This is a genomic window from Campylobacter sp. CH186, from assembly GCF_004378925.1.
GTDB lineage: Bacteria > Campylobacterota > Campylobacteria > Campylobacterales > Campylobacteraceae > Campylobacter_D > Campylobacter_D jejuni.
The window spans coordinates 117,914-141,750 of record NZ_RYYB01000001.1 but is presented as its reverse complement, the minus strand read 5'-3'; the positions used below and the strand labels follow the sequence as shown (position 1 = coordinate 141,750).

The 23,837-nt window shown below is 28.4% G+C and carries 23 protein-coding genes; 2 read left to right on the top strand and 21 right to left on the bottom strand.

Translation table 11 applies throughout. The annotated features are described in order from the left end of the window. The first annotated feature begins 44 nt into the window (after positions 1-44). A complete protein-coding gene (gene fliL, locus ELQ09_RS00710; RefSeq protein WP_002855429.1) occupies positions 45-581 on the top strand; it encodes a flagellar basal body-associated protein FliL in 537 nt (178 codons plus the stop codon). Further along, complete coding sequence (gene acpS / locus ELQ09_RS00705; RefSeq protein ID WP_002825806.1) at positions 581-928, top strand: holo-ACP synthase; 348 nt, start codon at positions 581-583, stop codon at positions 926-928. Before fliL ends, acpS begins: the two co-directional genes overlap by 1 nt. On the opposite strand, the gene ELQ09_RS00700 is transcribed toward acpS, so the two are convergent. The 21 genes from ELQ09_RS00700 to ELQ09_RS00600 form a co-directional block, all read right to left on the bottom strand. Next, positions 929-1,348 carry a hypothetical protein gene (locus ELQ09_RS00700; protein WP_002862076.1) on the bottom strand — a complete coding sequence of 140 codons (420 nt, stop codon included), beginning with the start codon at positions 1,346-1,348 and terminating at the stop codon, positions 929-931. Beyond that, complete coding sequence (locus ELQ09_RS00695) at positions 1,345-2,706, bottom strand: cytochrome P450 (RefSeq protein WP_002887974.1); 1,362 nt, start codon at positions 2,704-2,706, stop codon at positions 1,345-1,347. Before ELQ09_RS00695 ends, ELQ09_RS00700 begins: the two co-directional genes overlap by 4 nt. Continuing rightward, entirely contained in the window at positions 2,703-3,824 is a 1,122-nt protein-coding gene (locus ELQ09_RS00690; RefSeq protein WP_096702845.1) for a DUF829 domain-containing protein, read from the bottom strand. The genes ELQ09_RS00695 and ELQ09_RS00690 overlap by 4 nt, the downstream gene beginning before the upstream one ends. Positions 3,825-3,895: 71 nt before the next feature. Beyond that, entirely contained in the window at positions 3,896-5,080 is a 1,185-nt protein-coding gene (gene kpsS, locus ELQ09_RS00685) for a capsule polysaccharide modification protein KpsS (RefSeq protein ID WP_052777906.1), read from the bottom strand. Next, complete coding sequence (locus ELQ09_RS00680) at positions 5,077-7,146, bottom strand: capsular polysaccharide biosynthesis protein (protein ID WP_134263696.1); 2,070 nt, start codon at positions 7,144-7,146, stop codon at positions 5,077-5,079. The genes kpsS and ELQ09_RS00680 overlap by 4 nt, the downstream gene beginning before the upstream one ends. Positions 7,147-7,223: 77 nt before the next feature. Next, on the bottom strand, positions 7,224-8,477 hold the full coding sequence (locus tag ELQ09_RS00675) for a cation:proton antiporter (protein WP_134224864.1): 1,254 nt from the start codon (positions 8,475-8,477) through the stop codon (positions 7,224-7,226). Positions 8,478-8,486: 9 nt separating this feature from the next. Next, a complete protein-coding gene (locus tag ELQ09_RS00670) occupies positions 8,487-9,446 on the bottom strand; it encodes a pyruvate kinase (RefSeq protein WP_134224863.1) in 960 nt (319 codons plus the stop codon). Positions 9,447-9,456: 10 nt separating this feature from the next. Continuing rightward, entirely contained in the window at positions 9,457-10,503 is a 1,047-nt protein-coding gene (locus ELQ09_RS00665; protein ID WP_134224862.1) for a sulfate adenylyltransferase, read from the bottom strand. Next, complete coding sequence (locus ELQ09_RS00660) at positions 10,504-11,037, bottom strand: adenylyl-sulfate kinase (protein WP_096702839.1); 534 nt, start codon at positions 11,035-11,037, stop codon at positions 10,504-10,506. Then, positions 11,027-12,841, bottom strand: coding sequence for a DUF2972 domain-containing protein (locus ELQ09_RS00655; RefSeq protein WP_134263695.1), 1,815 nt, complete (start codon positions 12,839-12,841; stop codon positions 11,027-11,029). Before ELQ09_RS00655 ends, ELQ09_RS00660 begins: the two co-directional genes overlap by 11 nt. A 12-nt stretch (positions 12,842-12,853) precedes the next feature. Next, positions 12,854-13,528, bottom strand: coding sequence for a nucleotidyltransferase family protein (locus ELQ09_RS00650; protein ID WP_088303651.1), 675 nt, complete (start codon positions 13,526-13,528; stop codon positions 12,854-12,856). Then, the gene (gene gmhA2, locus ELQ09_RS00645; RefSeq protein WP_022552405.1) at positions 13,516-14,121 is read right to left on the bottom strand and encodes a D-sedoheptulose 7-phosphate isomerase; all 606 of its coding nucleotides are present in this window, start codon (positions 14,119-14,121) and stop codon (positions 13,516-13,518) included. Before gmhA2 ends, ELQ09_RS00650 begins: the two co-directional genes overlap by 13 nt. Continuing rightward, complete coding sequence (locus ELQ09_RS00640; protein ID WP_134263694.1) at positions 14,109-15,131, bottom strand: dehydrogenase; 1,023 nt, start codon at positions 15,129-15,131, stop codon at positions 14,109-14,111. Before ELQ09_RS00640 ends, gmhA2 begins: the two co-directional genes overlap by 13 nt. A 15-nt stretch (positions 15,132-15,146) precedes the next feature. Beyond that, positions 15,147-16,178 carry a GDP-mannose 4,6-dehydratase gene (locus tag ELQ09_RS00635; protein ID WP_134263693.1) on the bottom strand — a complete coding sequence of 344 codons (1,032 nt, stop codon included), beginning with the start codon at positions 16,176-16,178 and terminating at the stop codon, positions 15,147-15,149. Between the two features lie 8 nt (positions 16,179-16,186). Beyond that, on the bottom strand, positions 16,187-17,245 hold the full coding sequence (locus ELQ09_RS00630; RefSeq protein WP_134263692.1) for a GDP-L-fucose synthase: 1,059 nt from the start codon (positions 17,243-17,245) through the stop codon (positions 16,187-16,189). After that, positions 17,245-17,790 (bottom strand): dTDP-4-dehydrorhamnose 3,5-epimerase family protein, encoded by a 546-nt coding sequence (locus ELQ09_RS00625; RefSeq protein ID WP_070275991.1) that lies wholly within the window; start codon positions 17,788-17,790, stop codon positions 17,245-17,247. Before ELQ09_RS00625 ends, ELQ09_RS00630 begins: the two co-directional genes overlap by 1 nt. Next, positions 17,774-19,531, bottom strand: a complete 1,758-nt coding sequence (locus ELQ09_RS00620; RefSeq protein ID WP_126229297.1) for a hypothetical protein — start codon at positions 19,529-19,531, stop codon at positions 17,774-17,776. The genes ELQ09_RS00625 and ELQ09_RS00620 overlap by 17 nt, the downstream gene beginning before the upstream one ends. 27 nt (positions 19,532-19,558) lie before the next feature. Then, on the bottom strand, positions 19,559-20,446 hold the full coding sequence (locus ELQ09_RS00615; RefSeq protein ID WP_070275993.1) for a DUF4422 domain-containing protein: 888 nt from the start codon (positions 20,444-20,446) through the stop codon (positions 19,559-19,561). After that, positions 20,443-21,561 carry a UDP-galactopyranose mutase gene (glf, locus tag ELQ09_RS00610; RefSeq protein ID WP_134263691.1) on the bottom strand — a complete coding sequence of 373 codons (1,119 nt, stop codon included), beginning with the start codon at positions 21,559-21,561 and terminating at the stop codon, positions 20,443-20,445. Before glf ends, ELQ09_RS00615 begins: the two co-directional genes overlap by 4 nt. A 1-nt stretch (position 21,562) precedes the next feature. Continuing rightward, on the bottom strand, positions 21,563-22,537 hold the full coding sequence (gene galE / locus ELQ09_RS00605) for a UDP-glucose 4-epimerase GalE (RefSeq protein ID WP_126229301.1): 975 nt from the start codon (positions 22,535-22,537) through the stop codon (positions 21,563-21,565). Then, the gene (locus ELQ09_RS00600; RefSeq protein ID WP_070275996.1) at positions 22,534-23,832 is read right to left on the bottom strand and encodes a UDP-glucose/GDP-mannose dehydrogenase family protein; all 1,299 of its coding nucleotides are present in this window, start codon (positions 23,830-23,832) and stop codon (positions 22,534-22,536) included. Before ELQ09_RS00600 ends, galE begins: the two co-directional genes overlap by 4 nt. Positions 23,833-23,837: the final 5 nt, after the last annotated feature.

The window sequence follows — 23,837 nt, the reverse complement described above, 5'->3', positions numbered from 1 at the left end:
TTTGCTACAATTTTACATTAATTTCACTAAATGAAGGAAAATTTATGGATGAAGAATTAGAAAACGAAGAAACGAAAAAGAAAAAAGGCGGTTCACTTGTAATTATTATTGTTATTTTACTTTTTGTTTTACTTCTTAGTATTATGGGAGTGATTGCTTGGCTTATTTCAAGCAGTTCAAGTGATGAAAGCGAAGTCAAAGAAGCTCCAAAAGAAGAAGCAAAAGCCGATAAACCTAAAGTTTCAGCTCCTACCCAGCGAGGTAGTGATTTTGCCAATATAGGTCCTATGTATCCACTTGATCCTTTTACCCTAAATTTACTTAGCGATAGCGGCTCAAGATATGTAAAATGCACTATAGAACTAGAACAAAATAGTGAACTTTTAAAACCTGAACTTGACAAAAAAGTTCCAGTGATCCGTGATATTATTATTCGTACATTAACAGCTAAAACTTTTGAAGAAGTAAGTACACAAAAAGGCAAAGAACGTTTAAAAGATGAGCTAGTTGGAAAAATCAATGAAATTTTAACCGATGGCTTTATTAAAAATGTTTATTTTACGGATTTTGTAGTTTCTTGATGCGTGTAGGCTGTGATATCATCGCCATTTCTAGGATAGAAAAAATTCATTCTAGACATGGCAAAAATTTTTTGGATAAATTTCTAAGCCCAAAAGAACAAATACTCATTAAAAATCCAGCAACTCTAGCAGGTCTTTGGGCTGCTAAAGAAGCCGCTAGCAAGGCTTTAGGTGTTGGAATTTGTGAATTATGCAGTTTTTTTGATATTGAAATATCAAAAGATGAAAAAAACGCGCCTAAATTAAAATATTCTCAAAAAATTACAAAAGATTTTAATATCACTCAAACTTCTCTAAGCATTTCTCATGATAATGGTTTTGCTATAGCCATAGTGGCTATAGTTTGATTATTTTCCTATAGTTTGCTTGTCTAAATTTCTTGAAAGTATGAAATCCACCACAGGTTGTTCTCTTTTATTTGCTCTTTTACAATGATCTTTTTGAAAAAAATCTGTGATTTTTATAACAATCCTTGCCCATTTTTTGCGATTTCTTTCACGCCACGCATGAGAAGAAACGCTCTCCCAAGCATAGCCATTAAACAAGCTTGCATTTACAAAATGATCTAAGGCTCTAACACCCTGTCTTGCTCGTGCAGTATTAAAAAAAGTTCCTATAATCACAATAAAAAGATATCCTAAAACTGCTAAAGGTACTATAGCGCAAAGCAGAATAGTCCCTGCTAATTTTTCTTTTAAGCTTCCTTTTAAGGTGCGTTTTACACGACGACGAAAATTGGCGCGAATTTTAGTTCTAACTCTTTTCATAGCTTTCTTTTGCTAAATTTTATCCTCATACCATTAGCCGAACGCACTGTTAAACGCCCTACTACATCAGGTACAAAACCTTCTTCAAGTTCTAATTTGTAAGTTTTTAAAATATTAGCCAAAATCAAAATCGCTTCTTGCATAGCAAAACCTTGTCCTATACAAATTCTTTCCCCTACCCCAAAAGGCAAATAAGCATCTTTTTTGTATTCTCCCTCAAAACGAGAAGGATTAAATCCATGTGGATTTGTCCAAAATTCTTCATGTCTGTGTATCAGCCAAGGAGCAATCACCACCCCAGAACCTTTTTTAATAAGCTTATCTCTAACTTGAGTATCTTTTTTTGCCTCTCTTGCAAAAAATCCAACAGGAGGATAAAGTCTTAAAGATTCTTTAAAAATATTTGTTAAGTATTTAAACTGTCTTAGATGCGAAATTTCAATGGCTCCACCCTGTAAAACCTGAGTAATCTCCTCATAAGCTTTTTCTTGCTCCTTAGGATAAAGACTAAGCAAATAAAGCGTCCATGTCAAAGAACTTGCTGTGGTTTCATGTCCTGCTAAAAAAAGCATAGCCACTTGATCTAAAATTTCCTCAAAAGAAAAACGCTTATTTGTATCCGCATCCACTACTAAAAGCAAAGATCCTAAAATATCTTCAAATTCTGCATTATCTGCCATATCATATCTTGGTTTTATGATGTCACTTAAAACCTGTCTGATCACATCTCCGGCCTTAGCACGCTTACGATCTCCTAAAACATAAGAAAGCCATTTTGGAAAACGAAACATACGACGCATGGCTGTATGCACACTTTGCTCTTGAAAAGTCACAAAGGCATTTAAGATTTTTTTACCTTTTTCCTCATCGAGTTTTGAAGACATAATGGTGCGAAAAATCACATCAGCGGTAATAAAAGTCATAGCCTCATCTACTTCGATAATAGCATGATTTGGATACTTACTAAAACGATCCATCATATCTGCTACAGCTTCACTCATAAGATTAAACACTTTATTGATACGAGTCATTTCAAAACTTGGACGCAAAAGCTCTCTTTGCTTTTTCCAAACTTCACCATTTGTAGTAAAAATGCTCTCTCCTAAAAGCGGACTTAAAAGCTCATGCAAAAATGCACTTTTAGGAAATTCTCTAACCTCATCAACCATCATTCTTTTAACTTCTTTAGTGTCATTTATGACATAAAGATCAAAATTTGGCATCTTCACATAGCCTGTTTGCATTTTATAACTACGCTCATAAAGCCCATCAAGCCAAGATCTACGTTTTAACAAAAAAGTTAAAAGTGTAGAAGCCTTATTTTTATAAGGTTTTGGAAAAAAGGGACATTCACTCATATTTTTACCTTTTCTTCTAAAAATTTAGGCATTATAATAAAAGAAAAAAAATCATAATCACCTTTAACACTAATACTATAAAGATATAAAAAGTGCGCTTTGTTTTTATCTCTTTTTATTTTTTTATACTCATGTTTTTCATATAAAGTGTGAAATTTAGCACTTAAAAATGGGGGTGTAAATTTAGCATTTACGGCACTTGTGCGGAAAAAATCCACTTGAGGAAAACATGCTCCATCAATAATCGATGTGTAATCATACCATTTTAAATCAAACCTTGAAACAAATTCAAGCTTCTTTCTAAATTCATCCGCTTTTTTTTGATAACTCACTAAAGGTATGCATTCTCCTAAAGTAAGAATTTTTAATTTACGAAGTAAAGATAAATCTAAATTTTGTCTTAAAATACACTCCAAAACTTCTATACAAACTATAGTTCCAACACTATGCGCTACTAAAATAAGCTCATAATCTTGTTTGCTTTCGTTTTGTTTTAGCTTATCTACTATAGTATTTGCAAAAAGCTTGATTCTTTCTTGCATAGTGCCTATTTTTTTATCTTGCCAAGTAGCACAAAAAGCACAAATTCTTGCTATCCAAAATACAGCTAATTTCTTACCTAATTTAAATAAAAAATGATTTAGCAAAAATCCTAAAAAACATCCTATGATGATAGCTAAAGAAAAATGCATATAATTTTGCAAAAAAACAAAACTTCCAAAAGCTAAAACCAAAGAAAATAGTAAAGAAAATAACACATAAAAAAAAGGATAATAACCTGTGATAAGTTGATAAATCGACTCTTTGCCAAATTTGATAAAAAGTCCTGTGATAGTATAAATTCTAAAAAAACTATAACAATCTGCTAAGGCATCTTTATAATTTTCTGACCAATTTTTCTTAACAATATCATTCCATGTTAAAAAATGATATTTAGTTTGCACTCCCTCGCAAGAAATTTTAAAAAAAGGAAATTGCTCATTTTTTTCAATTTTACTTAAATCAGTCTTAATGTTAAAAGCATGAGAATAATCTTTTAGGTTTTTTTTAAATAAATCATAATAAAATCTATAACTTTTAGGATCATATCCTGCTATATAAAATACTTCCCTATCCATACAATATTTCTTTTTACTTTTAATTATAACAACTTTGCTTTAAAAGCTCTCTTAATCAAAGCTTTTTAGTCTTATTTGTCTAAAAAGAAATTTTTATAAAAATTGCCGTTGAATTGATTAGTTTGTAAAAGATATTTCTTAAAATTACACACCAAAACAGGATTGGGTTTATAAGCATGAGCTTCACGCCAAAAAAATTGAAGTTTTTTTGGATAAGATAAGCCTTCAAAATCATAAAAAGCATTGCCACAAACCTTAGTCGGACAGCCTTCTAAAATAGCACTAAGACCTACTGTTGAATTTATAGTAATACAACCTAAAGCCTTTCTTAAAAGAACTGGCAAGTGGGTATCATGAACATATAAAACCCTTCCTTCTACATGATATTTTTGACTTAAATCATTTATGAGTTTAGAATAATTCTTATAACCCCTATCCATAGGATGGTGTTTAAAAACTAGATAAGATTTAGCTCTTGCATGGTTTGCAAAAGAAAGTATGGTTTCTTCTATAAAGTGCTCTATGCTTTTTTTGTAATGATATTTAATTTGCGTATCGCTATAAACTTGTAAAATCGCCAAAAAGTACTTTTTTTCTAAATTATAAATCTTTTCATTTAGTTTTTTTTCTGTAATCTTATAAAGATATTTTCTATATAAAGATCTAAACCAAAATAAAAATTCAAAAGGATATAAAGTGCGATGATGAAGTTTGTTGTTAAAAAATGGAGCCAAAATAAAAGCAAACAACCAATACAAAAAAGCATCAAAAGCCATAAATTTAAATCCACCTGGAATTTCTTTTATGCTTTCTTGGGTAAAAATATTTTGAGAAAGATAAAAATTTTTATCACGCGGTAAAGAAGAATTTGCATTCACCCCATCTTTTTCCAAAGTAATACAATAAGGTCTTAAATATCCTTCTTCAAAAATCCATATTTCAATTCCTAATTCTTTAGCCACTTTAATAGCCTTAGCATGTATAATACGACAATCATTATACATTAAAATAGCATCGATTTTTTTGCTTTGAAAAAAATCTCTATAGAAATTTTCAAGATCTTTTTCATCACATTTACACCTTGTTCCACTAGGATAGAAAAAAAAATCTCCACCGTTAAAATTGAGTTTAAAAACTTTGGTTTGGTTTTTTTTCATTTTCATTGCAAGATGATGAAAAAAATTTCCCACAGGCCCTTGCAAGAGTAAAACATTTTTACCGCTAAATTCTTTTTTAATTTTAGTGCTAAATCTCATTTCTTTGCTAAAAATTCATAAAATCTTCTTATTTTTCTAAGCATAAAAGTTTTAAAATCTATTGCCAATTTTATATGTTTTTTTGAAAAATAAGCTTTTTGTAAATTTAGCATTATATCTAAACAAACTTCAATTTCACATAAAGTTTTTGTTTTAGGATTTATATATCTTGGATATGCTATCAAAGCACCTGCTACAAGCTCTTCTAGGCTTAGTTTTTTTGTTCTTCTTTCGCATTTATATTTATCTTTTGTTAAACCCCAGCCCGCATAAAAAGGCATGCCGTAAGTAAAAACTTTTTTAGCTCTTAAAAGAGCATCAAAACCACTTGTAGAAGTAATAGTGTGAATTTCATCAGCAATTTTTATAGCACTATCAATACTGCAATCTTTTACAATCTCATCACAAAATTCCAAGATGCGTGTTTCATCTTTTAAACCCACACGGTTGCCACTTAACACATCAGGATGAGGCTTAAAGATGATATAAGCATCTTGATTTTTAGCACGCACCTCCTTAAGCAAATCAAGAGTAGATAAGCCAAAACCTCCTAAAATCATTGAAGCATCATCTTCAACTTGAGCAGGGATTAAAATAATCTTTTGTCCTATTTTGGCATTAATCTTTAAATTTTCATGCTTTAAGCCATTATATTTTGAAAAGCGGTTCTCAAGTAAGATTTTTATAATATTTTTTGCCCTATTTAGTATATTTTCATCAAAAATTTCATTTTGCAAAAGCTCTTCTAATTTACTTGCTTTATTTGGATCTATGTAAAGTCCTTTATCATCAACGATTAAAGAAAAAGGGCGCGTAAGATCAGAACCTAAAGAAATTGAGCGAATAAATCCATCTTCAACTAAAGAAATTTTAGGAGTAAAATTAGTTAAATTTTGCTCTTTTGCCTTTGTTAAAAGCAAATTTTTAAGAGTATTTTCATCATATTTTTTACCCCAAATGAAAAATTTATCATTTTCTTTAAGTTTATATCTAGCTAAAGATTTTAAAGAATTTAAAAAAATAATTTCATTATCTTTAGCATTAAAAAAAGGCTTGATAAAATGCCTTTTCCATAAAGTAAAACCTAGCATAAAAAGCCTGTTAGAATTTACCTTTTCTATATCTTTATATTTTGCTAAAGTTTGAATAGTATCAAAAATATTACTTTTTTGATTTAAATAAGGATTAAAATACTCGCTATAAAGTATATAAGCGGCATAGAAAACTTCTTCTAAACTTCTTTTTTGCATCCTTCTTTTACACTCTAATTTATCTTTTGTTAGACCCCAACCTGCATAAAAAGGCATACCATAACAAATACACTCACATTCTTGCATCAAAGCTTCAAAACCCATACCAGAAGTTTTGGTATAAACCTTATCAAAAAACTCAAGCAAGGCTATGGGATTAAAATTTTCAGTGATTAAAATACATTCTTTAGGTAAGGAATTTATATCTAAATCACTTTGTTTCTTACCGCTTAAAACATCAGGATGGATTTTTATATAAATTTTAGATTTAGGATTTTCTTTTATGGCATCTTTTATCATATCGACAGTTTTAAAATCTTTAGCAAGCCCAAATTCAAGCGAGGCATCATTGGCCGTTTGAGTGATGATTAAAACGCGTTTTTCATCTTTTTGAAAATAATCATCTGGGATATCAAGATTGTTATTATACTTGCTAATTTTATATTTTTTGATAAGCTCTATAGCTTTTTTAGCTTGCTTGATTTCTTCATCTTTAAATTCATAAGTATTTAAAAGATTTTCAAGCTTTGAAGGCATTGTTGCATCATAATAAATGCCTATATCATCTTTAACCATAGAAAAACTTGGGCTATTTTCAACCCCTAAGTTTAATGAGCGGATAAATCCATCTTCTAAAAGTATGAATTTAGCCTTATATTTTTTAGCTAAATTCATAGCTTTTAAACCTGATTTTTTGCGTCCCCAGCCAAAGAAAAGGTCATCTTTATTTATTTTTAAATTTTTCTTATACAAAGAAATGGTATAAAAATTTCTAACATTAGCAATAAGTTTTTTTGATGTTGAGTAATACTTCATAAATATTTCTTTTAAAAATATTTTTAAAAGAATTATAACAAATTTTTTATATCAAAAATTCAATTCTATAATTTTTATCAAAATTCAGAAAAAATATTTATATTTTTATTTTTTTGATATCTCAACCAATAACCCGCCATCATCGAAGAAATTAAAACAGTTAAAATAAGTGTTGTAAAAAAACTTACATTAATAATCTGATAATAATAGGCAACACTCGCTAAAACTATTCCTGGACCACCTCTAGCATTCATAGTAATTGCAAAATTAATTCTTGAAATATTAGAAATTTTAACAAAATTTAATCCTACATAACAACCTAAAAATTTCAATAAACACGCAAGAACTAGGAAGAATATAAACATACTAAAAGAAAATTCATGCATAATATTTAATTGAATACCGATTAAAGCAAAATAAATAGGAATAAAAAATGAAAAAACCATATCTGAAAGACCACCAACTTTTTCTCTTAATTCTTGATGATTATTTAAAATATTTTTTATTAAAAAACCTACAAGAAATGAAGTATACATAGGATTGATATGAATCATATTTAAAAAAGCTATAGATAAAAATAACACAACAAAGCTTAAAGTAAAAAAATCAATTGTATTCATGCGAAAAGAAATTTTTTCAAAGAAATGAGAAATTACCTTCACAGCTATAAATAAAAATAAAGTAAGAAAAGCAGTTTTAAGATTGCTCATTAAAGTTAAATCTTGATTTGTTGCAGCATTAATAGTAATATTTAGTAAAATCCATAAAAACAAATCTTGTATTGTTGAGGTGGTTAAAACTATGCTTGCAAATCTTGTTTTAATCACTCCTATATCAAAAAATATTTTTGATATTACAGGTATGGAAGTTACAGCAATGGCTATCAAAAAAACCAAATCAAAAGATAAATCATTCCCCTTTATTCCAATAAAACTCTCTTTAAAATAATCAATAAAAAAATATCCCACACCAGCAGATAAAAAAGTACCACCTAAAAATAAAGTAGAAATAATCTTAATGTTTTGTTTTTCAAAACTAATTTGTGTATTAAACCCTGCAATAAACATTAAAAATATCAAACCTAATTGATAAAAAATATTTAATATCTTGCCTTGCTCATTAAATCCATTAAAGATATCTGTAAGTAAATCAGGAGCAAAAATATACAAACCACTTACCCCCAAAACAAAACCACCAAAAATTTCACCAATTACTTTTGGGGCTTTAAATAAAGTAAATAATTTTCCAAAAACAAAAGAAGAAAATAATAAAACTCCTAAAGATAAAAATATAATACTAATATTCTCAGGACTTAAAGATTCAAATTTCATATTACCTTCCTAAAGAATGATTTTTTCATTATTGATTTCATCTTGTATTAAATTTAAAATCTTAACACATTCTTCTACATAGTGTCCTACAGCTGTTTCTTCAGAAAGTTGCACACCAAAAACTCCACTTTTTGCGATATTATATAAATCATCAATTTCTGCAATAGTAGGAATAGGCTTTTCTTCCATATTTTTTAAAATTTGCGTAGCTAAAAATACTTTAATTGCATTATGATGTGCCATTTCTACAATATAATTTTGAAAACGTGGAATTTTTTCTATGCCGATTTCTGTAGATAAATCTCCTCTATCGATCAAAATATATTCTACTTCCTGCAAAATACTGTATAAATTATTTACTGCTTCCAAAGTTTCAATTTTAGAAATAATCTTAGTATTTGAATGAAGCACTTGTTTTATTTCTTGTATATCATTTGCTTTTCTTACAAAAGAAGCTCCTACATAGGTTATATTAAACTCATTGCAAAGCTTTATAAGTTCCTTGTCTTTTTCAAACAAAAAAGGAATATTATTATGTAAGTTTCTTACATGCATACCCTTATTATTTAAAAGCAAACCAGTACTTTTAGATGTAAATATAATTTCTTTATTATTAACTTCTTTTACGATAAATAAAAATACACTGTCATTTGCATAAACTTCCATGCCTGGTTTAACAAGCTTATAAAAATCTTTATAGTTAAACTGATCAATTCTTAAAGAAAAATCTTTATCTTTTTCTACTTGAATAGCCTCGCTAATCCCTGAAGTTCTAATTTTATTTCCTGGTAAATCAATCAAAATATCAATATCAGCTTTTTGTTTTCTTAAATTAATAATAGTATTTTTAATACTCTCTATATCTCCATGAGCTCCATTGATTCTATAAATAAATTTATCTTGATGAATTTGATTAAGATTTATCTTTCCACCTAAACTAGGACCTATTGTTAAAATAAGTTTTTTCATTGTCAATCCTTTAATCAATAAAAATATTTTCTCTACCTAAAGCAAGTATACTAGCAGAAATTTCTGAACGCATCATAAGTTCACTAGGAATTTTACCTTCGCTTAAATCCTTTCTGATTTGTGTACCGCTAATTGCGATTCTATATTCTTTATAATGTGCACAATTTTTTTCACTCACAATCTTTTGGCATTTAGAACAATAATAAGGTTCTTTTAAAAGTAAAAAATCTATACCTAAATCATAACGTGCTGATAGATCTTTAGCCAACTTTTGTGCCTCGTAAATTCCGTAATAACCCCCCACTCCTGCATGATCTCTGCCAATGATAAAATGAGTACAACCCATATTTCTTCTAAGTAGAGCGTGAAAAATAGCTTCTTTAGGACCTGCATAACGCATAGCAGTTTGTAAACCTTGAATATAAACTCTATCTTTAGGATAAAACTCATCAAACATAGTTTTATAAGCATTCATTACTGCTGCTTCGGTAAAATCCCCTTGTTTTTTCCAGCCTGTTAGAGGATTAATAAACAAAGCATCACAAATTTCAAGTGCAATTCTTTGTAAATGTTCATGAGCTCTGTGGATAGGATTTCTTGTTTGAAAACCCACTATAGTCTTAATATTAGCATTAAAAACATCTTTTAAGATATTTTTATATAAAGAATCTTTATAAAATTCTTCTTTTAGTTCTATCTTGCCGCCAACACGCAAAGAAGAGCGTTTTTTTTCTTTAATAATACCAGGATGTTTTTCATCTTTGGTTTGAAAAATTTCATAAAGATCCTGATCTTGAACACAAAATTTATCTTCGATTTGAATATTTCCTATAAATTTGTCTTGATAATATAAATCTTGCTTTTGTCCTACATAAATATCTTTAAAATCATCCACTTCTAAAGTAATAGGCAAGGTCCATATTTCACCATTTAAAAGTTGCATTTCATAAATTACTTTTTTATATTCTTCATAATTCATAAAACCTTCTAAAGGATAGAACACACTGCTAGCAAAATATTTTAAATCTAGGAAATTTTCATAAGTAACTTGTAACATTTATTCGCACTTTGAATTATCTAAATTTTGAGAAAGTGCTGTTAAAATAAGGCAAACCTTATCATCAAGCGCTGTCATTTGAGTATTATCAATAACTAAATCAGCTTTTGGTTCATCATACGGAATGTCTACACCCACGACATTTGAAATTTCACCCTTTAAAGCTTGGGTATATAAATTCTTTTTATCGCGTCTTTTCAACTCTTCAAATTCACATTTTATATAAATTTCAAAATAATTTTTTAAATATTTGCGGTTATACTCATAAATTTCATTCCACATAGAAATCGCACTTACAATAACTATCATTCCCTGATTGCTTAAAAAACGAGCAAAATCAGATCGTTTAAAGGATACATCCATACGACCTTTTTTATCATAGGAAAAATATCCCAAAAGCTCTCTTAACTCATCTCCATCAAGATAGATAACATTGTCATATTTCTCTTTTAATTTTCTATACAATGCTTGCGCTATATAACTTTTACCACTTCCTGCCAAACCTGTAAGCCAAATAGTTAAATTATGTTTCATTACACATCTGCTCAAATTTTTGATAATATTTCCATTGTTTTAAATACTTTGGATAATTTATTTTTATAAAATTTAATTCTTCATCTAAAATATCTTTTAATTTTAATCGCAAATCTTTTCTCATTTGCAAATATTGCAAAATTTCTTCTTCTGTAATAAGATTGTTTTTAATCTTTATCTCATTCTCTTCAAACGCATCCATATAACCATTTAAATATTTTTTGCTATCTATAAAACATTTTTGATTATTCTTTAAAATATTATATTCTTTTTGTTTTATTAACAAAATAATATTATCAAACATTAACTTTCTTTCTTTAAAAATTTCAGAAGTAATGTCAATATAGTCTTCATTTGTCATCTTAGGCTCTAAAGAATTGAAATACATAAGATTTTTTGTAGTAATTACTATATTAATACAAATTTCACCTATAACAATAGAATATACAACTGGAAGCACAACCAAATCACCTTGATGGCGATTAATTCTTTTAGAAAAAAAAGAATAATCGCATTTTACATTAAAAAATTTATCAGCTATAAAATCAAATGTTTTTCGAGCATTTAAACCAGAGATTTCATTAAGTTCAAAACACAATACATCTTTTTTTAAAATTTTAATTCTTTGATATGATTTAAAGTAAAGTTCATAATTATCTAAAACTTTTATCAAGCTACTCAATTCAGGTTTACTTGAATTAGAATACCAGTAAAGTATTTCTGGAAAAAGCTCTTTAAAATTTGAATTTAAAGTTATCTGTTTCATCATTGGTTTTATTTTGCTATTTTGGTCACCTATATGATTTATTGCATGCCTGATAATTGATATTGGATCTCTACATATATATAATAAAGGAACATTGCTAGTAAATAAATAATAAATTTTATCATTATTTTCAAACACTCTTGGAGCTATTGCTACATGTGTTTTTTTGCTTAATATATACGTATAATTATCGATATAAACTTTTTTTTCATCTTCCCAACCATTTGCATTAATAGTTGAAATATCTGAATAATTAAAAAATGTATAAATAGCCATTGTTCCACTGCATGCAGCCCATAACCATATTAATTTATAATTTTCAGGCAATGGTAAATTCATTTTCCAAGCTAATTCGCCTGAAATATTATGATAATTTATTTTTTCTGCTTGATCATTAAGTTTTTTAGGGTCAAGTAAAGAAGGATAAGGATGATTTACATCTTGAAATCTTTGCTTAAAATCACTTGACAATAACCATTCTTGTATCATTTCCAAATGATTTAGCGTATAATTAAAATTTTGAAAAATAACTTTTAATGCTGGTATATAATTTTTATGCAAGTCTAAAATAATTTTCAAATTATCCAAATTACACATGAATAAATTTTTATTTTCAGCAAGTATAATATAAATATTTTCTTCAAACTTTTTAGAAAGATCTAAAATTTCTTTTATTATTTTATAATCTTTTTTGGTTTGTTCTATATTTTTAAAAAGAAAAAAATACCCATCTTTAAACTTATTCACATCAGCTTTGATTAAAACTTCTCCCAGCATATAAGATAAATGAAATTTATATCTTAGGGATTCACTATAATCAGGACATGTTTCCAAACTTGGATATTTAAGTTGAGGAAAGATTTGTATGGTTTGTTGATAAATTTGTTGTTCTTTTTTATGTTGTCTTTTTATTTGATAAAGTTTTTTAAATAATGCTATATACCCCCCCCCATTATGTCTATGTTCTATCACAGTTTGACCTAGTTTATAAGCTAAATGATTTTTTATTCTTTCTATAGCTGAGTTTGGGTTATACATAGGGTTTCTTCTTTAAAAATGGCTTTGGTTGGTTATAAAATTATAATAATCCTCAGGCACGCCAATATCTATAAAATAATCATCAAAAATACAAGCTCTAGCCTTTAGTTTTTTATAATTTTCTTGCAAAAATTCTTCAAAAGAAAATTTTTTCTCTAAATCAAATTCATTAAAAATATCTTTAGTTAAAAGATAAATTCCACCATTGATTAAACCCTGTGTTTTAAATATTTTTTCCTCAAAGGAAATCACAAATCCCTGCTTATCAACATTTACTGTACCATATCTATCAAAATCATTCATTTGCTTTAAAGCAAGGTAAATTTTACCTCCATTTAACTTTAATTTGTTTAAATCTATGTCAAAAAAAGTATCGCCATTTAAAACACAAGCTTCATTTTTTATAAATTTTAAAGCTTCTTTTATAGCTCCACCTGTTCCTAAAGGCTCTTTTTCGATGCTGTATTTTATTTTTATGCCTAAAAACTCATCTTTAAAATACTCTTTTATCACTTCATATTTGTATGATACCGCTAAAATTACTTCTTTTATACCTTGCCTTTTAAGATACTCAAAAATAAATTCTAAAAAAGGTTTATTATTTATCGGTGCCATAGGCTTTGGAATGTCTTTTATAACGCTTTTAAGCCTTGTTCCTAAGCCACCACAAAGTATTATTGCTTGCAAGAAAAACCTTTACCGAAAAGCTCTTCTTCGACAATAGCACAAATAATATGCCCTATCAAAATATGTGCTTCTTGAATTCTTGGTGTGCAAGTTGAAGGTACTTTTATACAATAATCACAAAGTTCATTCATAGCCCCACCATTAGCTCCGCTTAAGCCTATACTTATGATTTCTTTTTGCTTACAAAGTTCTAGAGCCTTTAGGATATTTTTACTATTTCCGCTTGTAGAAATTCCTATAAAAACATCTCCCTTAACACCTTGAGCTTGCACTTGTCTAGCAAACAAATTTTCATAACCATAATCATTGCCAATAGCTGTTAAAATACTTGTATCTGTAGTAAGTGCAATACTTGCGATCCCTGGTCTATCAAAATAAAATCTACTTACAAATTCCCCTGCGATGTGCTGTGCATCTGCTGCACTACCACCGTTTCCTGCAAGCAAGGTTTTATTGCCATTTTTGTAAGCTTTTATGACTTCTAATGAAGCATTTTTAATAAGAGTTATCAAATTCTCATCTTTTAAAATTTGCTCTTTTACTAAAATAGAATCTGTAAAATGTCCTTTTATATAGGAATTTAAATTCTCCATGATTTAACCCCCTCTTTTGTAAATGAAAAATCTTGCACCCAGCCTTGTTCTTTGCTTAAAGCTTTAATTAAATTGTATTTTTTAGTAGGATCCACAAAGAAAAACATAAATCCACCAGCTCCTGCTCCACTGGTTTTACCACTGTAAGCTCCATTATCTATAGCAAGTTTATAAATTCTTTCAAGCTCATCGTTGCTAACGATTTCTGAAATGATTTTTTTTGACTGCCAAGACTTACCTAAAATTTTCGCCAAAGTATCAAAATCCGCCTTAAATAAAGCTTCTTTCATCTTTATAGCATCTTGCTTTATGGCATGCATGGCCTCAAGGGATTTTTCATCTCCAAGTTTTCCTTTTTTATGCTCTTCTATATCTTTTGCTTCTCTTGTAATATTTGTAAAATAAAGCACCATTCTAGCTTCAAGCTCACTAACTATCCAATTTCTAATGCGTAAAGGATTAACTATGACTTTTTTTTGATCATAAAATTCCATAAAATTAAAGCCGCCAAAAGTTGCGGCGTATTGATCTTGTGCTCCTCCTACTATGCCCATATCTTCACGTTCTATTTCATATGCAAGTTTTGCTACTTCATAATCCCCTAAAGGCAAATTAAGCCATTCTGCAAAAGCTTTTATAATGCCTACAACTAAAGTTGAGCTTCCGCCTAAACCGCTTCCACTTGGCACATCAGAATAAGTATGAAGAGAAAAACTTAAAGGTTTTTTAATAAAATCTTTCACTAGGCGATTATAAATAGCCTTAAAAATATCTAAATTTCCATCATTGTCTAATTTCTCTTTACTTTCATATTCTGCATAAGCATTAGTGTCAGGGGAATCAAAAATAATTTTTTTATCATCTCTTTCTATAAGAGTGCAATGTATATAAAGAGAAATCGTAGCATTTAAAACATAACCTATATATTTATCACAATATAAATTTATATCAGTTCCACCCCCTGCAAGACCTAATCTTAGAGGGGTTTGAGATCGAATAATTTTTTTCATAATTTTCCTTTATTGCTAACGATTTAAAGGGATTCTTCCTCTTTTAATCTCATCTCTCCAATGATTTAATAAATCTTCAAACATCTGTCTAGCAGGAATTAAAGGTTTCCAGTTAATAAAACTTTTGATTTTTGTATTATCAAACATTTGATAATCTGCATCAATAGGACGCAGTCTTTCTTCATCTTGCTCTACTTTGATATCTTTTCTTGTGGAAAATCCTAAAAGAATTTCTATAACCTCAGGAAGTTTAAAAGCCTCTTCTCCTGCTATATTAAAAGCTTCCCCACAAGGAACTTTTCCTTTTTCACTTTCAAGAGAAAGTAGATAATAAGCCCTTATAGCATCACGACAATCTTGAAAAGTTCTTACACTTGAAAGATTTCCAACCTTAACAACAGGCTCTTGATAACCCGCTTCAATGAGTGCAATTTGCTTTGCCACCGTGCTTTCAAAAAACACATCACTTCGTCTTGGGCCACTATGTGTTCCCATTCTTGTAACAAAAGTGCGAATATTATAAGCTTCGCCATAAAATCTTCCTAAATAATCAGTGCCGATTTTGCTTATACTATAAGGACTTGCTCCATGAAAAGCAGTTTCTTCATTAAGCTTAATACCTGCTTTTGCCTTGCCATAAACTTCGCTTGAAGAGCAAACATGCACTACGGGATCATAGTCATCTTTCACCTTTAAAATTCTAATGTTTTCCAAAATATTTGCTGTGCCTATGATATTTGTTTGTAATGTTTCTATAGGTATATCAAAAGAAGTTTTAGGATAAGATTGAGCTGCTAGATGAAAAATAAAATCAGGGTGCCTGCTTTCAAAAAGTTTTTGAATACTAGAATAGTCATTTAAATCTGCATAAAAAATGGAAATTCTATCTTTTTTATTAATTCTATCACTTAAATGATAGATATTGTCCATAGGTTCTTGCCAACGCATCATACCTATAACATCATAATCTGTATTTGCCAGTAAAAAATCTGCCATTTGAGAACCAACTTGCCCTGTAAAACCTGTGATTAAAACTGTTTTTCTCATGATTTTTCCTATTGTCTTATATTTTGCTCTTTTAAATACCACTCATACATCATTTTAATGCCATCTTCAAGCTTAATTTTTGCTTTCCAGCCTAATTTTCTAATTCTTTCAGTATTGGTTGTCTTTAACATTGTTCCATCAAGCTTGGAAGAGTCAAAAATGATATCCCCTTTATATCCTATAATGTCTTTTATCAAAAAAGCAACTTCTTTAATTGAGCAATCCTTGCCATCAGCTAGATTCAAGTGAGTATTATGAAAATTTTCATCATATTTTTTCAACATAGAAGCATCAATTTTATCCATTGTAAAAATACATGCATCTGCAACATCATCCACGTAAATAAATTCTCTTCTAGGGTTACCACTTCCAAGCAATGTAACCTTATTCTCATCAATATCAAATTGACTTAAATATTTTAAAACATCTTGTATATTATCCAATCTCAAGCTATTAAACAACTCTTGATGCTTTTGCTCATTTAGCAATTTTCCTAAATAAATTTTTGCAAATATTGCAGGAAAAACATGAGCTGTGGCTAAATTAAAATTATCCCCAGGTCCATAAATACTTGTTGGAACTAAAGTAATAAAATTTGTGCCAAATTGCTGGTTATAAAACTCGCACATTTTATTACCTGTAATTTTAGCAACCGCATAAGGCTCATTAATAAATTGCAATTTTCCCTCAAGCATACTTGTTTCCTTTATCGGCAGTGATGCATCCTGCGGGTAAATACAAAGAGAACTTAAGTAAAGTAATTTTTTACAATCATTCTTATAAGCTTCATGTAGTACAAAAGTTTGCATTATTAAATTTAAATACAAAAAATCAGCTCTTCTCTCTAGCTGTTCCATCATGCCACCCATTTTAGCAGCACAGAAAAAGACATATTCTGGTTTTTCTTTTTTAAAAAAATCGGTTACAGCTTGCTGATTTGTCAAATCAAGTTCAGAATGAGTTCTAAAAATTAAATTTTCATAGCCATCATTTTGTAATTTTTTTAAAATTGAAGAACCGACTAAACCTGTATGTCCTGCTATATAAATTTTAGAATCTTTATTCATTATTTATCCTTATTCATTGCAAGAATATCACGCTCTGAAAGAATAGGAGATTTTGTTGGCCAATCTATAGCGATTCTTTCATCATTCCAAGCATAAGTAAATTGATCAGGAGCATCTAAATATTCGCCCTCATAAGCAAGCTTATAGTAATACACGGCTTCTTTTGAACTTACATAATGAGAATTTCCCATATTTGGCGGCAATAAAATAAGCTGTTGATTTCTAGGGCTTATAATAAATTTCTCCCATTTTAGATAAGTTGGCGAATTTTTTCTGCAATCAACCACAACTTGATGCACTTCTCCATAGACACAAGTTACAAGCTTATAAGTTTTTACATCACCATGAATTCCACGTAAAACATTAAAATGAGAATTTATAAATTTATCATGCTTAAACTTAATTCCATTTGGCACTAAATTACTCAAATATTCATCTGTAAATGCTGTCCATATATCACCCCTTAAATCACTAAATTTATTTGGAGTTATTATATATACCCCGTTCAAAATTTTAGATTCTTCTATGTTAAATTTTATTTCCATTTTTTTCCCTTCTAAATTTGGCATTAAAATTATAAATTCTAAAAATAAAACTAAACGGATGCTTTATAAAAAGTTCTCCCAACCTATAAGAATAATAGTTTTTTATAGCAAATCCTTCTTCTTTATCACTATATGAATCTAAACTTGGTAGTTTATATTTTGAATCAAATTTACAAATCATTCCATATTTAATTTTTATTATTTTATGAAAAATTAAAGTTTGAAATATCTTGAAAAACATTTTAAAGACATTTTTTTTATTATCAATTAAAATCCTACCTAACTTATACGCTAAATGGTTTTTTACTCTTTCTTTAGCACCAATTAATATCGTATCACTTGTGTTATAACTTACAAGAAAAAAATGATATAAAGAATTATACATATCATTATATTCAACACGCTCTTTTGAATTTTTAAAAATATTTTCTAAATAGGAATTATCTATTTTTTTTCCTTTAAACATTTCTCTTAGAAATAGTCCTATATAAGGATATAATATTAGATCTTTAATTTTAAGCAACTTAACAAAAATAAAAGAATATAAAAATTTATTATTATATGCATTAATAAAGAACAAACTATCCTCTAAAAATAAATATGAATATCTTTCCTTGAAAAGTAAATTCAATTCTTTTAGTTTATTCATATCCAATAATAAATTAATATACAATATACTATAAGTTTTACAATTGGGATAAAAAGACATTGCATTAATGAGATGTTTACGTTGAGTAAAATAACTCATCGACAATTTATTAGATAAAAGATATAAATAAAAATATGAAAAAGACTGATACTCTTTTTTAAGACCTTGAAGAGACTTTACACGACTACATATAATCGAATATTGTTCATTTATAGTAAATAAATCATAAATAGAAACTATTGAATTACAATTTCTGCTTATTCTGTAAGCTAGTTGTGAAAAACCAGAAGAACCTGAAGCATAAATACCATTTGAATTAGACATTAAAATCACATCTGAAAAATTCTTATCAAAACCACTTATATGAATATTAATACACTCCGAAGGTAATAAAACAAATCTATTGTTCAAATTGTTAGATTTTGTTTTTATAAGCCTAATTAATTCTAAATCATCGCCAAATATTACTATATTTTTATCTTTTAATGTTTTATTAATTACTTCCAATATGAGACAAAGCTCACTTGCTTTTTTCCTTCCAAAAAAAATATCTTTTCCATCATTATTTAATAATATATCTCCAATTCTAATATGAATAGCATAAAAATTAAAATTAATAGATTTTTCAACTAAAGCTATCAAATTAATAACTTTATTTGAAAATCCTATTTCATTCCAAAAAATTTTCTTTAATAAATTTAAATATTCAATTTTATCTACATCTATACATAAATCCGATAAATCATATTGGGTGCTAATATAGCCATATTCACAAGATTGTTCATATTCATGAATTGTTTTTAAAACATACTTTTTATTTTTCAAAAAAATACCAATCCCATCTTTTGCTATGAAATTAACTTTATCTGTTAGTGAATATTTATGAATAAAATCTTCATTAAAAATATCTTTTTCACTTGGAAAGTCATCAAATGGATTGATCACTTTATCAACATTAAATTTTACTCTTGGCACATTCCAAATATAACCGAATTTTAAATTTACTTTTTTACTTATATATATAGCATTTAACAATGCCAATATTCTCTCACCAAAAGCATCTCCTCTGCATGCAATAATCAATTTATTCATTTTATCTCCAAATAACTTTGCTAGTAGCTATTGAAAAATAGCAACATATTTATTCCTAAATTTGCAATTTTCCTTTATATTTTTTTGAATAAAAATAGAAGTTAAATACTCAGCACAAAAACCTAATTCTCTTTTCTCATGGGTATTTCTTACTTCTAAATCTTCCTTCATTATATCATAAACTAAAAAAATTAGCTCAAATATAAAAGAACAATAGGAAAAAAATAACTCTTTTTTCATTATAAACATATTACAAGGATAATAACTTGTTCCGGAAATGAAATTTTCTACTTCATTTTTATATTTTTCATTATTTTTCAGCAAATAAATTAATAGTTTATATCCAATTGTTAATCTTACATTTTGTTTATGATAAACAATACCAGGATACCAATCTTCAATACATTTATATTTATAAAAATTTAAATTTAACGGAGAATCTAAATAAAATTTTTCCGGAATAATTAGATCAATGTCTTTAATTATATCATATAAGGCATCGTACCTATAATTATAAATATTTTTTATACTCTCTATAAATGGCCATCCATTTTCGTGCAATACTAAATCAGAAATATTATCACTTATAATAAAATGTCTTCTATAATGAGCATAACCTATATAATCAGGATTACCTAATTTATCATAATTTTTCCAAGCCCAATAAATTCCAGTTAATTCATTTAAGTAGCGATTTAAATGTGATATATTATCTCCTGTATCATCTCCTATCATATTTTCACACATCCACTGAAAATCTTCCTTAGACATTTCTCCGTCTTTAGAAGCTTCAGTTGCTAAAGCTCTTCCTAGGTGAATAGGGGTTAAAATATCATCTTTAAGCAACTCAGCTGGTTTATGGTAGCCCACAAGTATTTTGATGCTTGGATTTTGATTTTCTTTTTTTTCTTTCATTGTGACAACTCCTTTATAAATTTTAACACTCTCTCTACAGCCTTATCCATATCATAATATTTATAATCGCCAAGCCTACCTAAAAAATATACATTGTTAAGCTTAGCAGATTCTTTTAAATATTTTTCATATAGCTTTTGATTTTCATCATTAGGTATAGGATAGTATCTTTCGTTCCTACCTTCTTCGTATTCACAAGGAAATTCATAAGAAAGTATGGTTTTAGTAGATTTTTCATCAAGATAATATTTATACTCAACACTTCTTGTAAAATCATAATTTTCAGGGTAGTTTATCTGAGGGCCTGATTGCATATACTCTTTATCAAAAGCTTCAAATACTATATTTAAACTTCTATAAGGTAATTTTCCAAATTTATAATCAAAAAATTCATCAATCGCTCCTGTATAAAATAATCTTTCATATTCTATATCTTTTTTTATATCTTTAAAATCAGTGTTTAACTGCACTTTTATCAAAGAATGATTTATAATATTTTCAATCATTTTCGTATAACCATCTTTTGGTATAGCTTGATAAGTATCTACGAAGTACCTATCATCACGACTTATATATACAGGAACTCTTGCACTAACTGAAAAATCAAGTTCTTCAGGTTTTACACCCCATTGTTTTACTGTATATCCCAAAAAAACTTTTTTATAAATATACTCGGCTAAAAATTCTAAATCTTTATCGTTTGCATTTTTTAATTCTAAAATAGGAATTTTGGAATTAAAAGTAAATTTACTTACTAATTTTTGTTCAAGCTCTTTAGCTAAATGCTCTGAAAAAACCTTATGTAAAGTATCAAGATTAAATGGGATATTTACTTCTTTACCATCTATAAAAGCTTTTACTCTATACATAAAATAATGCCATTTTGTAAAACGACTTAGATAATCCCATACTTCTTTTATACTAGTGTGAAAAACATGAGGTCCATATTTATGCACAGTTATATTACTCTCTTGATCTTTATAATCATAAATATTTCCGCCAATATGCTCTCTTTTATCTATGATTAAAACCTCTTGTCCTTTACTAGCTAAACGCTCAGCTAAAATCGCCCCACTAAGCCCACAACCTACAATTAAATTTTTTACTTTTTTCATCTTAATACTTTCTATTATTTTCCCAATCCCAAGCACTTTTAATTATATCTTTAATATCAGTATATTTTGCCTCCCAAGATAAGATTTCTTTTGCTTTTTTATTATCTGCGTATAATCTTGCAGGATCCCCTTCTCTTCTTGGTGCATAATTTATAGGGCACTTTTTGCCACTTACAATTTCAGCTGCGCTAATGATTTCTTTTACACTTGTACCTATTCCTGTGCCAAGATTTATACAACCGCTAAATTTATGTAAATTTTCTAAGGCTAAGCGATGAGCTAATGCTAAATCTTCTACATGAATATAATCTCTTATACAAGTTCCATCTTCGGTATCATAATCATTTCCAAAAATATTTATAGCAGGAATTTCTCCTTTTATAGCCTTTAAAACTAAAGGAATTAAATGAGTTTCAGGTTCATGACTTTCTCCGATAAGTCCATCATTGCTTGCACCTGCAGCATTAAAATATCTTAAAGAAATATGCCTTAAACCATAAGCTTTTTCATAGTCAGCAAAAACTTGTTCTATCATAAGCTTAGTTCTTCCGTAAGCATTAATAGGATTTTGAGGGTGTTTTTCATCAATTGGAGTATATTGTGGTTCTCCGTAAGTTGCACAAGTACTTGAAAATACTATATCCTTAATATTATTTTCAAGCATTGCATTTAAAAGATTTATAGTTCCTACTACATTATTTTGATAATATTTTGCAGGATTTACAACACTTTCTCCTACATAAGCAAAAGCTGCAAAATGCACCACTGCGTCTATTTTTTCTTGCTTGAAAACATTGGTTAAAGAAAAGGTATCTAGTAAATCTGCATGGATAAATTTAGCTCTTTTGTCTATAGCTTGTTTGTGTCCATAGATAAGATTATCCATGACAATACAATTATAATTATTATCTAGTAAATGTTTTAAGGTATGTGAACCTATATATCCTGCACCACCTACAACTAAAATATTCTTCATCTACCTACACCTTGATACTCAAAACCTAACTTTATAGCTTCATTTTTATCAAGTAAATTTCTTAAATCAATAATTTTTTTATGATTTAACAAATCATAAGCCTTTTTTAAATCAAGACTTGAAAATTCTTTCCATTCTGTTAGTATAGCAATCGCATCAGCATCTTTTATAGCTTCATACATGGAATTAGCATAATCAATCCTATCTCCTAAAATTTGCTTAGCTAAATCCATAGCCTTTGGATCATAAGCGCAAATTTGAACTTTTTGTTCCAAAAGCTTAAAAACAATATCTACAGCGGGACTTTCTCTACAATCATCAGTGCCATCTTTAAAAGCAAGGCCAAGTACGGCTATTTTTGGATTTTTGATATCTTTAATACTATTTAAAATTCTTTCACTCATGTGATTTTTACGCTCTTCATTGCCTTTAATAGCTGCATTGATTAAAGTTAAATCGATATCATTTTGCTTACCCATAAAAGCCATAGCTAAAGTATCTTTTGGAAAACATGAACCTCCATATCCAGGTCCAGGATTTAAAAAGCGATTTCCTATCCTAGTATCAAGTCCCATACCTCTAGCCACTTCTAAAATATCAGCTCCAGCTTTTTCACAAAAATTTGCCATTTCATTAATATAATGAATTTTAATAGCCAAAAATGCATTTGAGGCGTATTTAATAGTTTCTGAAGAACGGCGATTTACAAAAAGCAACTCACTTTTTCCTTTAAAAGGCTCATAAAGCTTTTCTATCACTGCTTTTGCTCTTTGTGAATTTGTTCCTACTATAATTCTGTCTGGATTGAAAAAATCATATACTGCAAAACCTTCTCTTAAAAATTCAGGCAAAGAAAGAACATCAAACTCTGCATTTGGATTTTTCTTGCTAATTAAACTTTCTATATCATCGCCTGTGCCAACAGGAACAGTGGATTTTGTAGCAATTACTGTATAACCTGTTAAATAATCCGCTAACTCAGTCGCAGCTGCATGAATATACTTCATATCTGCTTCTTTTGTAACTGGGTGCGGTGGAGTTCCTACTGCTATGATCACTAAATCTGCATCTTTAATACCTTCTTTCATAGAAGTTGTAAATTTTAAACGACCTTCTTTTACATTTTTATGAAAAAGATCTTCAAGATTATCCTCATAAATTGTTAAAATTCCATTATTTAAGGTATCAATTTTTGATTTTTCTCTATCTATACAAATAACATCATTTCCAAGTTCTGCTAGACCAACACCTGTTGGAAGTCCAACATAACCTGTTCCTATAATTCCTATTTTCATATATT

Bases quoted from the DNA above. Each gene is read 5' to 3' on its own strand.
- ELQ09_RS00625 (WP_070275991.1), bottom strand. From the start codon at position 17,790: ATGGAAATAAAATTTAACATAGAAGAATCTAAAATTTTGAACGGGGTA.
- ELQ09_RS00690 (WP_096702845.1), bottom strand. From the start codon at position 3,824: ATGGATAGGGAAGTATTTTATATAGCAGGATATGATCCTAAAAGTTAT.
- ELQ09_RS00670 (WP_134224863.1), bottom strand. From the start codon at position 9,446: ATGAAAAAACTTATTTTAACAATAGGTCCTAGTTTAGGTGGAAAGATA.
- ELQ09_RS00680 (WP_134263696.1), bottom strand. From the start codon at position 7,146: ATGAAGTATTACTCAACATCAAAAAAACTTATTGCTAATGTTAGAAAT.
- ELQ09_RS00655 (WP_134263695.1), bottom strand. From the start codon at position 12,841: ATGTATAACCCAAACTCAGCTATAGAAAGAATAAAAAATCATTTAGCT.
- ELQ09_RS00635 (WP_134263693.1), bottom strand. From the start codon at position 16,178: ATGAGAAAAACAGTTTTAATCACAGGTTTTACAGGGCAAGTTGGTTCT.
- ELQ09_RS00700 (WP_002862076.1), bottom strand. From the start codon at position 1,348: ATGAAAAGAGTTAGAACTAAAATTCGCGCCAATTTTCGTCGTCGTGTA.
- ELQ09_RS00620 (WP_126229297.1), bottom strand. From the start codon at position 19,531: ATGAATAAATTGATTATTGCATGCAGAGGAGATGCTTTTGGTGAGAGA.
- ELQ09_RS00665 (WP_134224862.1), bottom strand. From the start codon at position 10,503: ATGTTACAAGTTACTTATGAAAATTTCCTAGATTTAAAATATTTTGCT.
- kpsS (WP_052777906.1), bottom strand. From the start codon at position 5,080: ATGAGATTTAGCACTAAAATTAAAAAAGAATTTAGCGGTAAAAATGTT.
- ELQ09_RS00615 (WP_070275993.1), bottom strand. From the start codon at position 20,446: ATGAAAGAAAAAAAAGAAAATCAAAATCCAAGCATCAAAATACTTGTG.
- fliL (WP_002855429.1), top strand. From the start codon at position 45: ATGGATGAAGAATTAGAAAACGAAGAAACGAAAAAGAAAAAAGGCGGT.
- ELQ09_RS00675 (WP_134224864.1), bottom strand. From the start codon at position 8,477: ATGAAATTTGAATCTTTAAGTCCTGAGAATATTAGTATTATATTTTTA.
- gmhA2 (WP_022552405.1), bottom strand. From the start codon at position 14,121: ATGGAGAATTTAAATTCCTATATAAAAGGACATTTTACAGATTCTATT.
- glf (WP_134263691.1), bottom strand. From the start codon at position 21,561: ATGAAAAAAGTAAAAAATTTAATTGTAGGTTGTGGGCTTAGTGGGGCG.
- ELQ09_RS00600 (WP_070275996.1), bottom strand. From the start codon at position 23,832: ATGAAAATAGGAATTATAGGAACAGGTTATGTTGGACTTCCAACAGGT.
- galE (WP_126229301.1), bottom strand. From the start codon at position 22,537: ATGAAGAATATTTTAGTTGTAGGTGGTGCAGGATATATAGGTTCACAT.
- acpS (WP_002825806.1), top strand. From the start codon at position 581: ATGCGTGTAGGCTGTGATATCATCGCCATTTCTAGGATAGAAAAAATT.
- ELQ09_RS00630 (WP_134263692.1), bottom strand. From the start codon at position 17,245: ATGAATAAAGATTCTAAAATTTATATAGCAGGACATACAGGTTTAGTC.
- ELQ09_RS00695 (WP_002887974.1), bottom strand. From the start codon at position 2,706: ATGAGTGAATGTCCCTTTTTTCCAAAACCTTATAAAAATAAGGCTTCT.
- ELQ09_RS00640 (WP_134263694.1), bottom strand. From the start codon at position 15,131: ATGAAAAAAATTATTCGATCTCAAACCCCTCTAAGATTAGGTCTTGCA.
- ELQ09_RS00660 (WP_096702839.1), bottom strand. From the start codon at position 11,037: ATGAAACATAATTTAACTATTTGGCTTACAGGTTTGGCAGGAAGTGGT.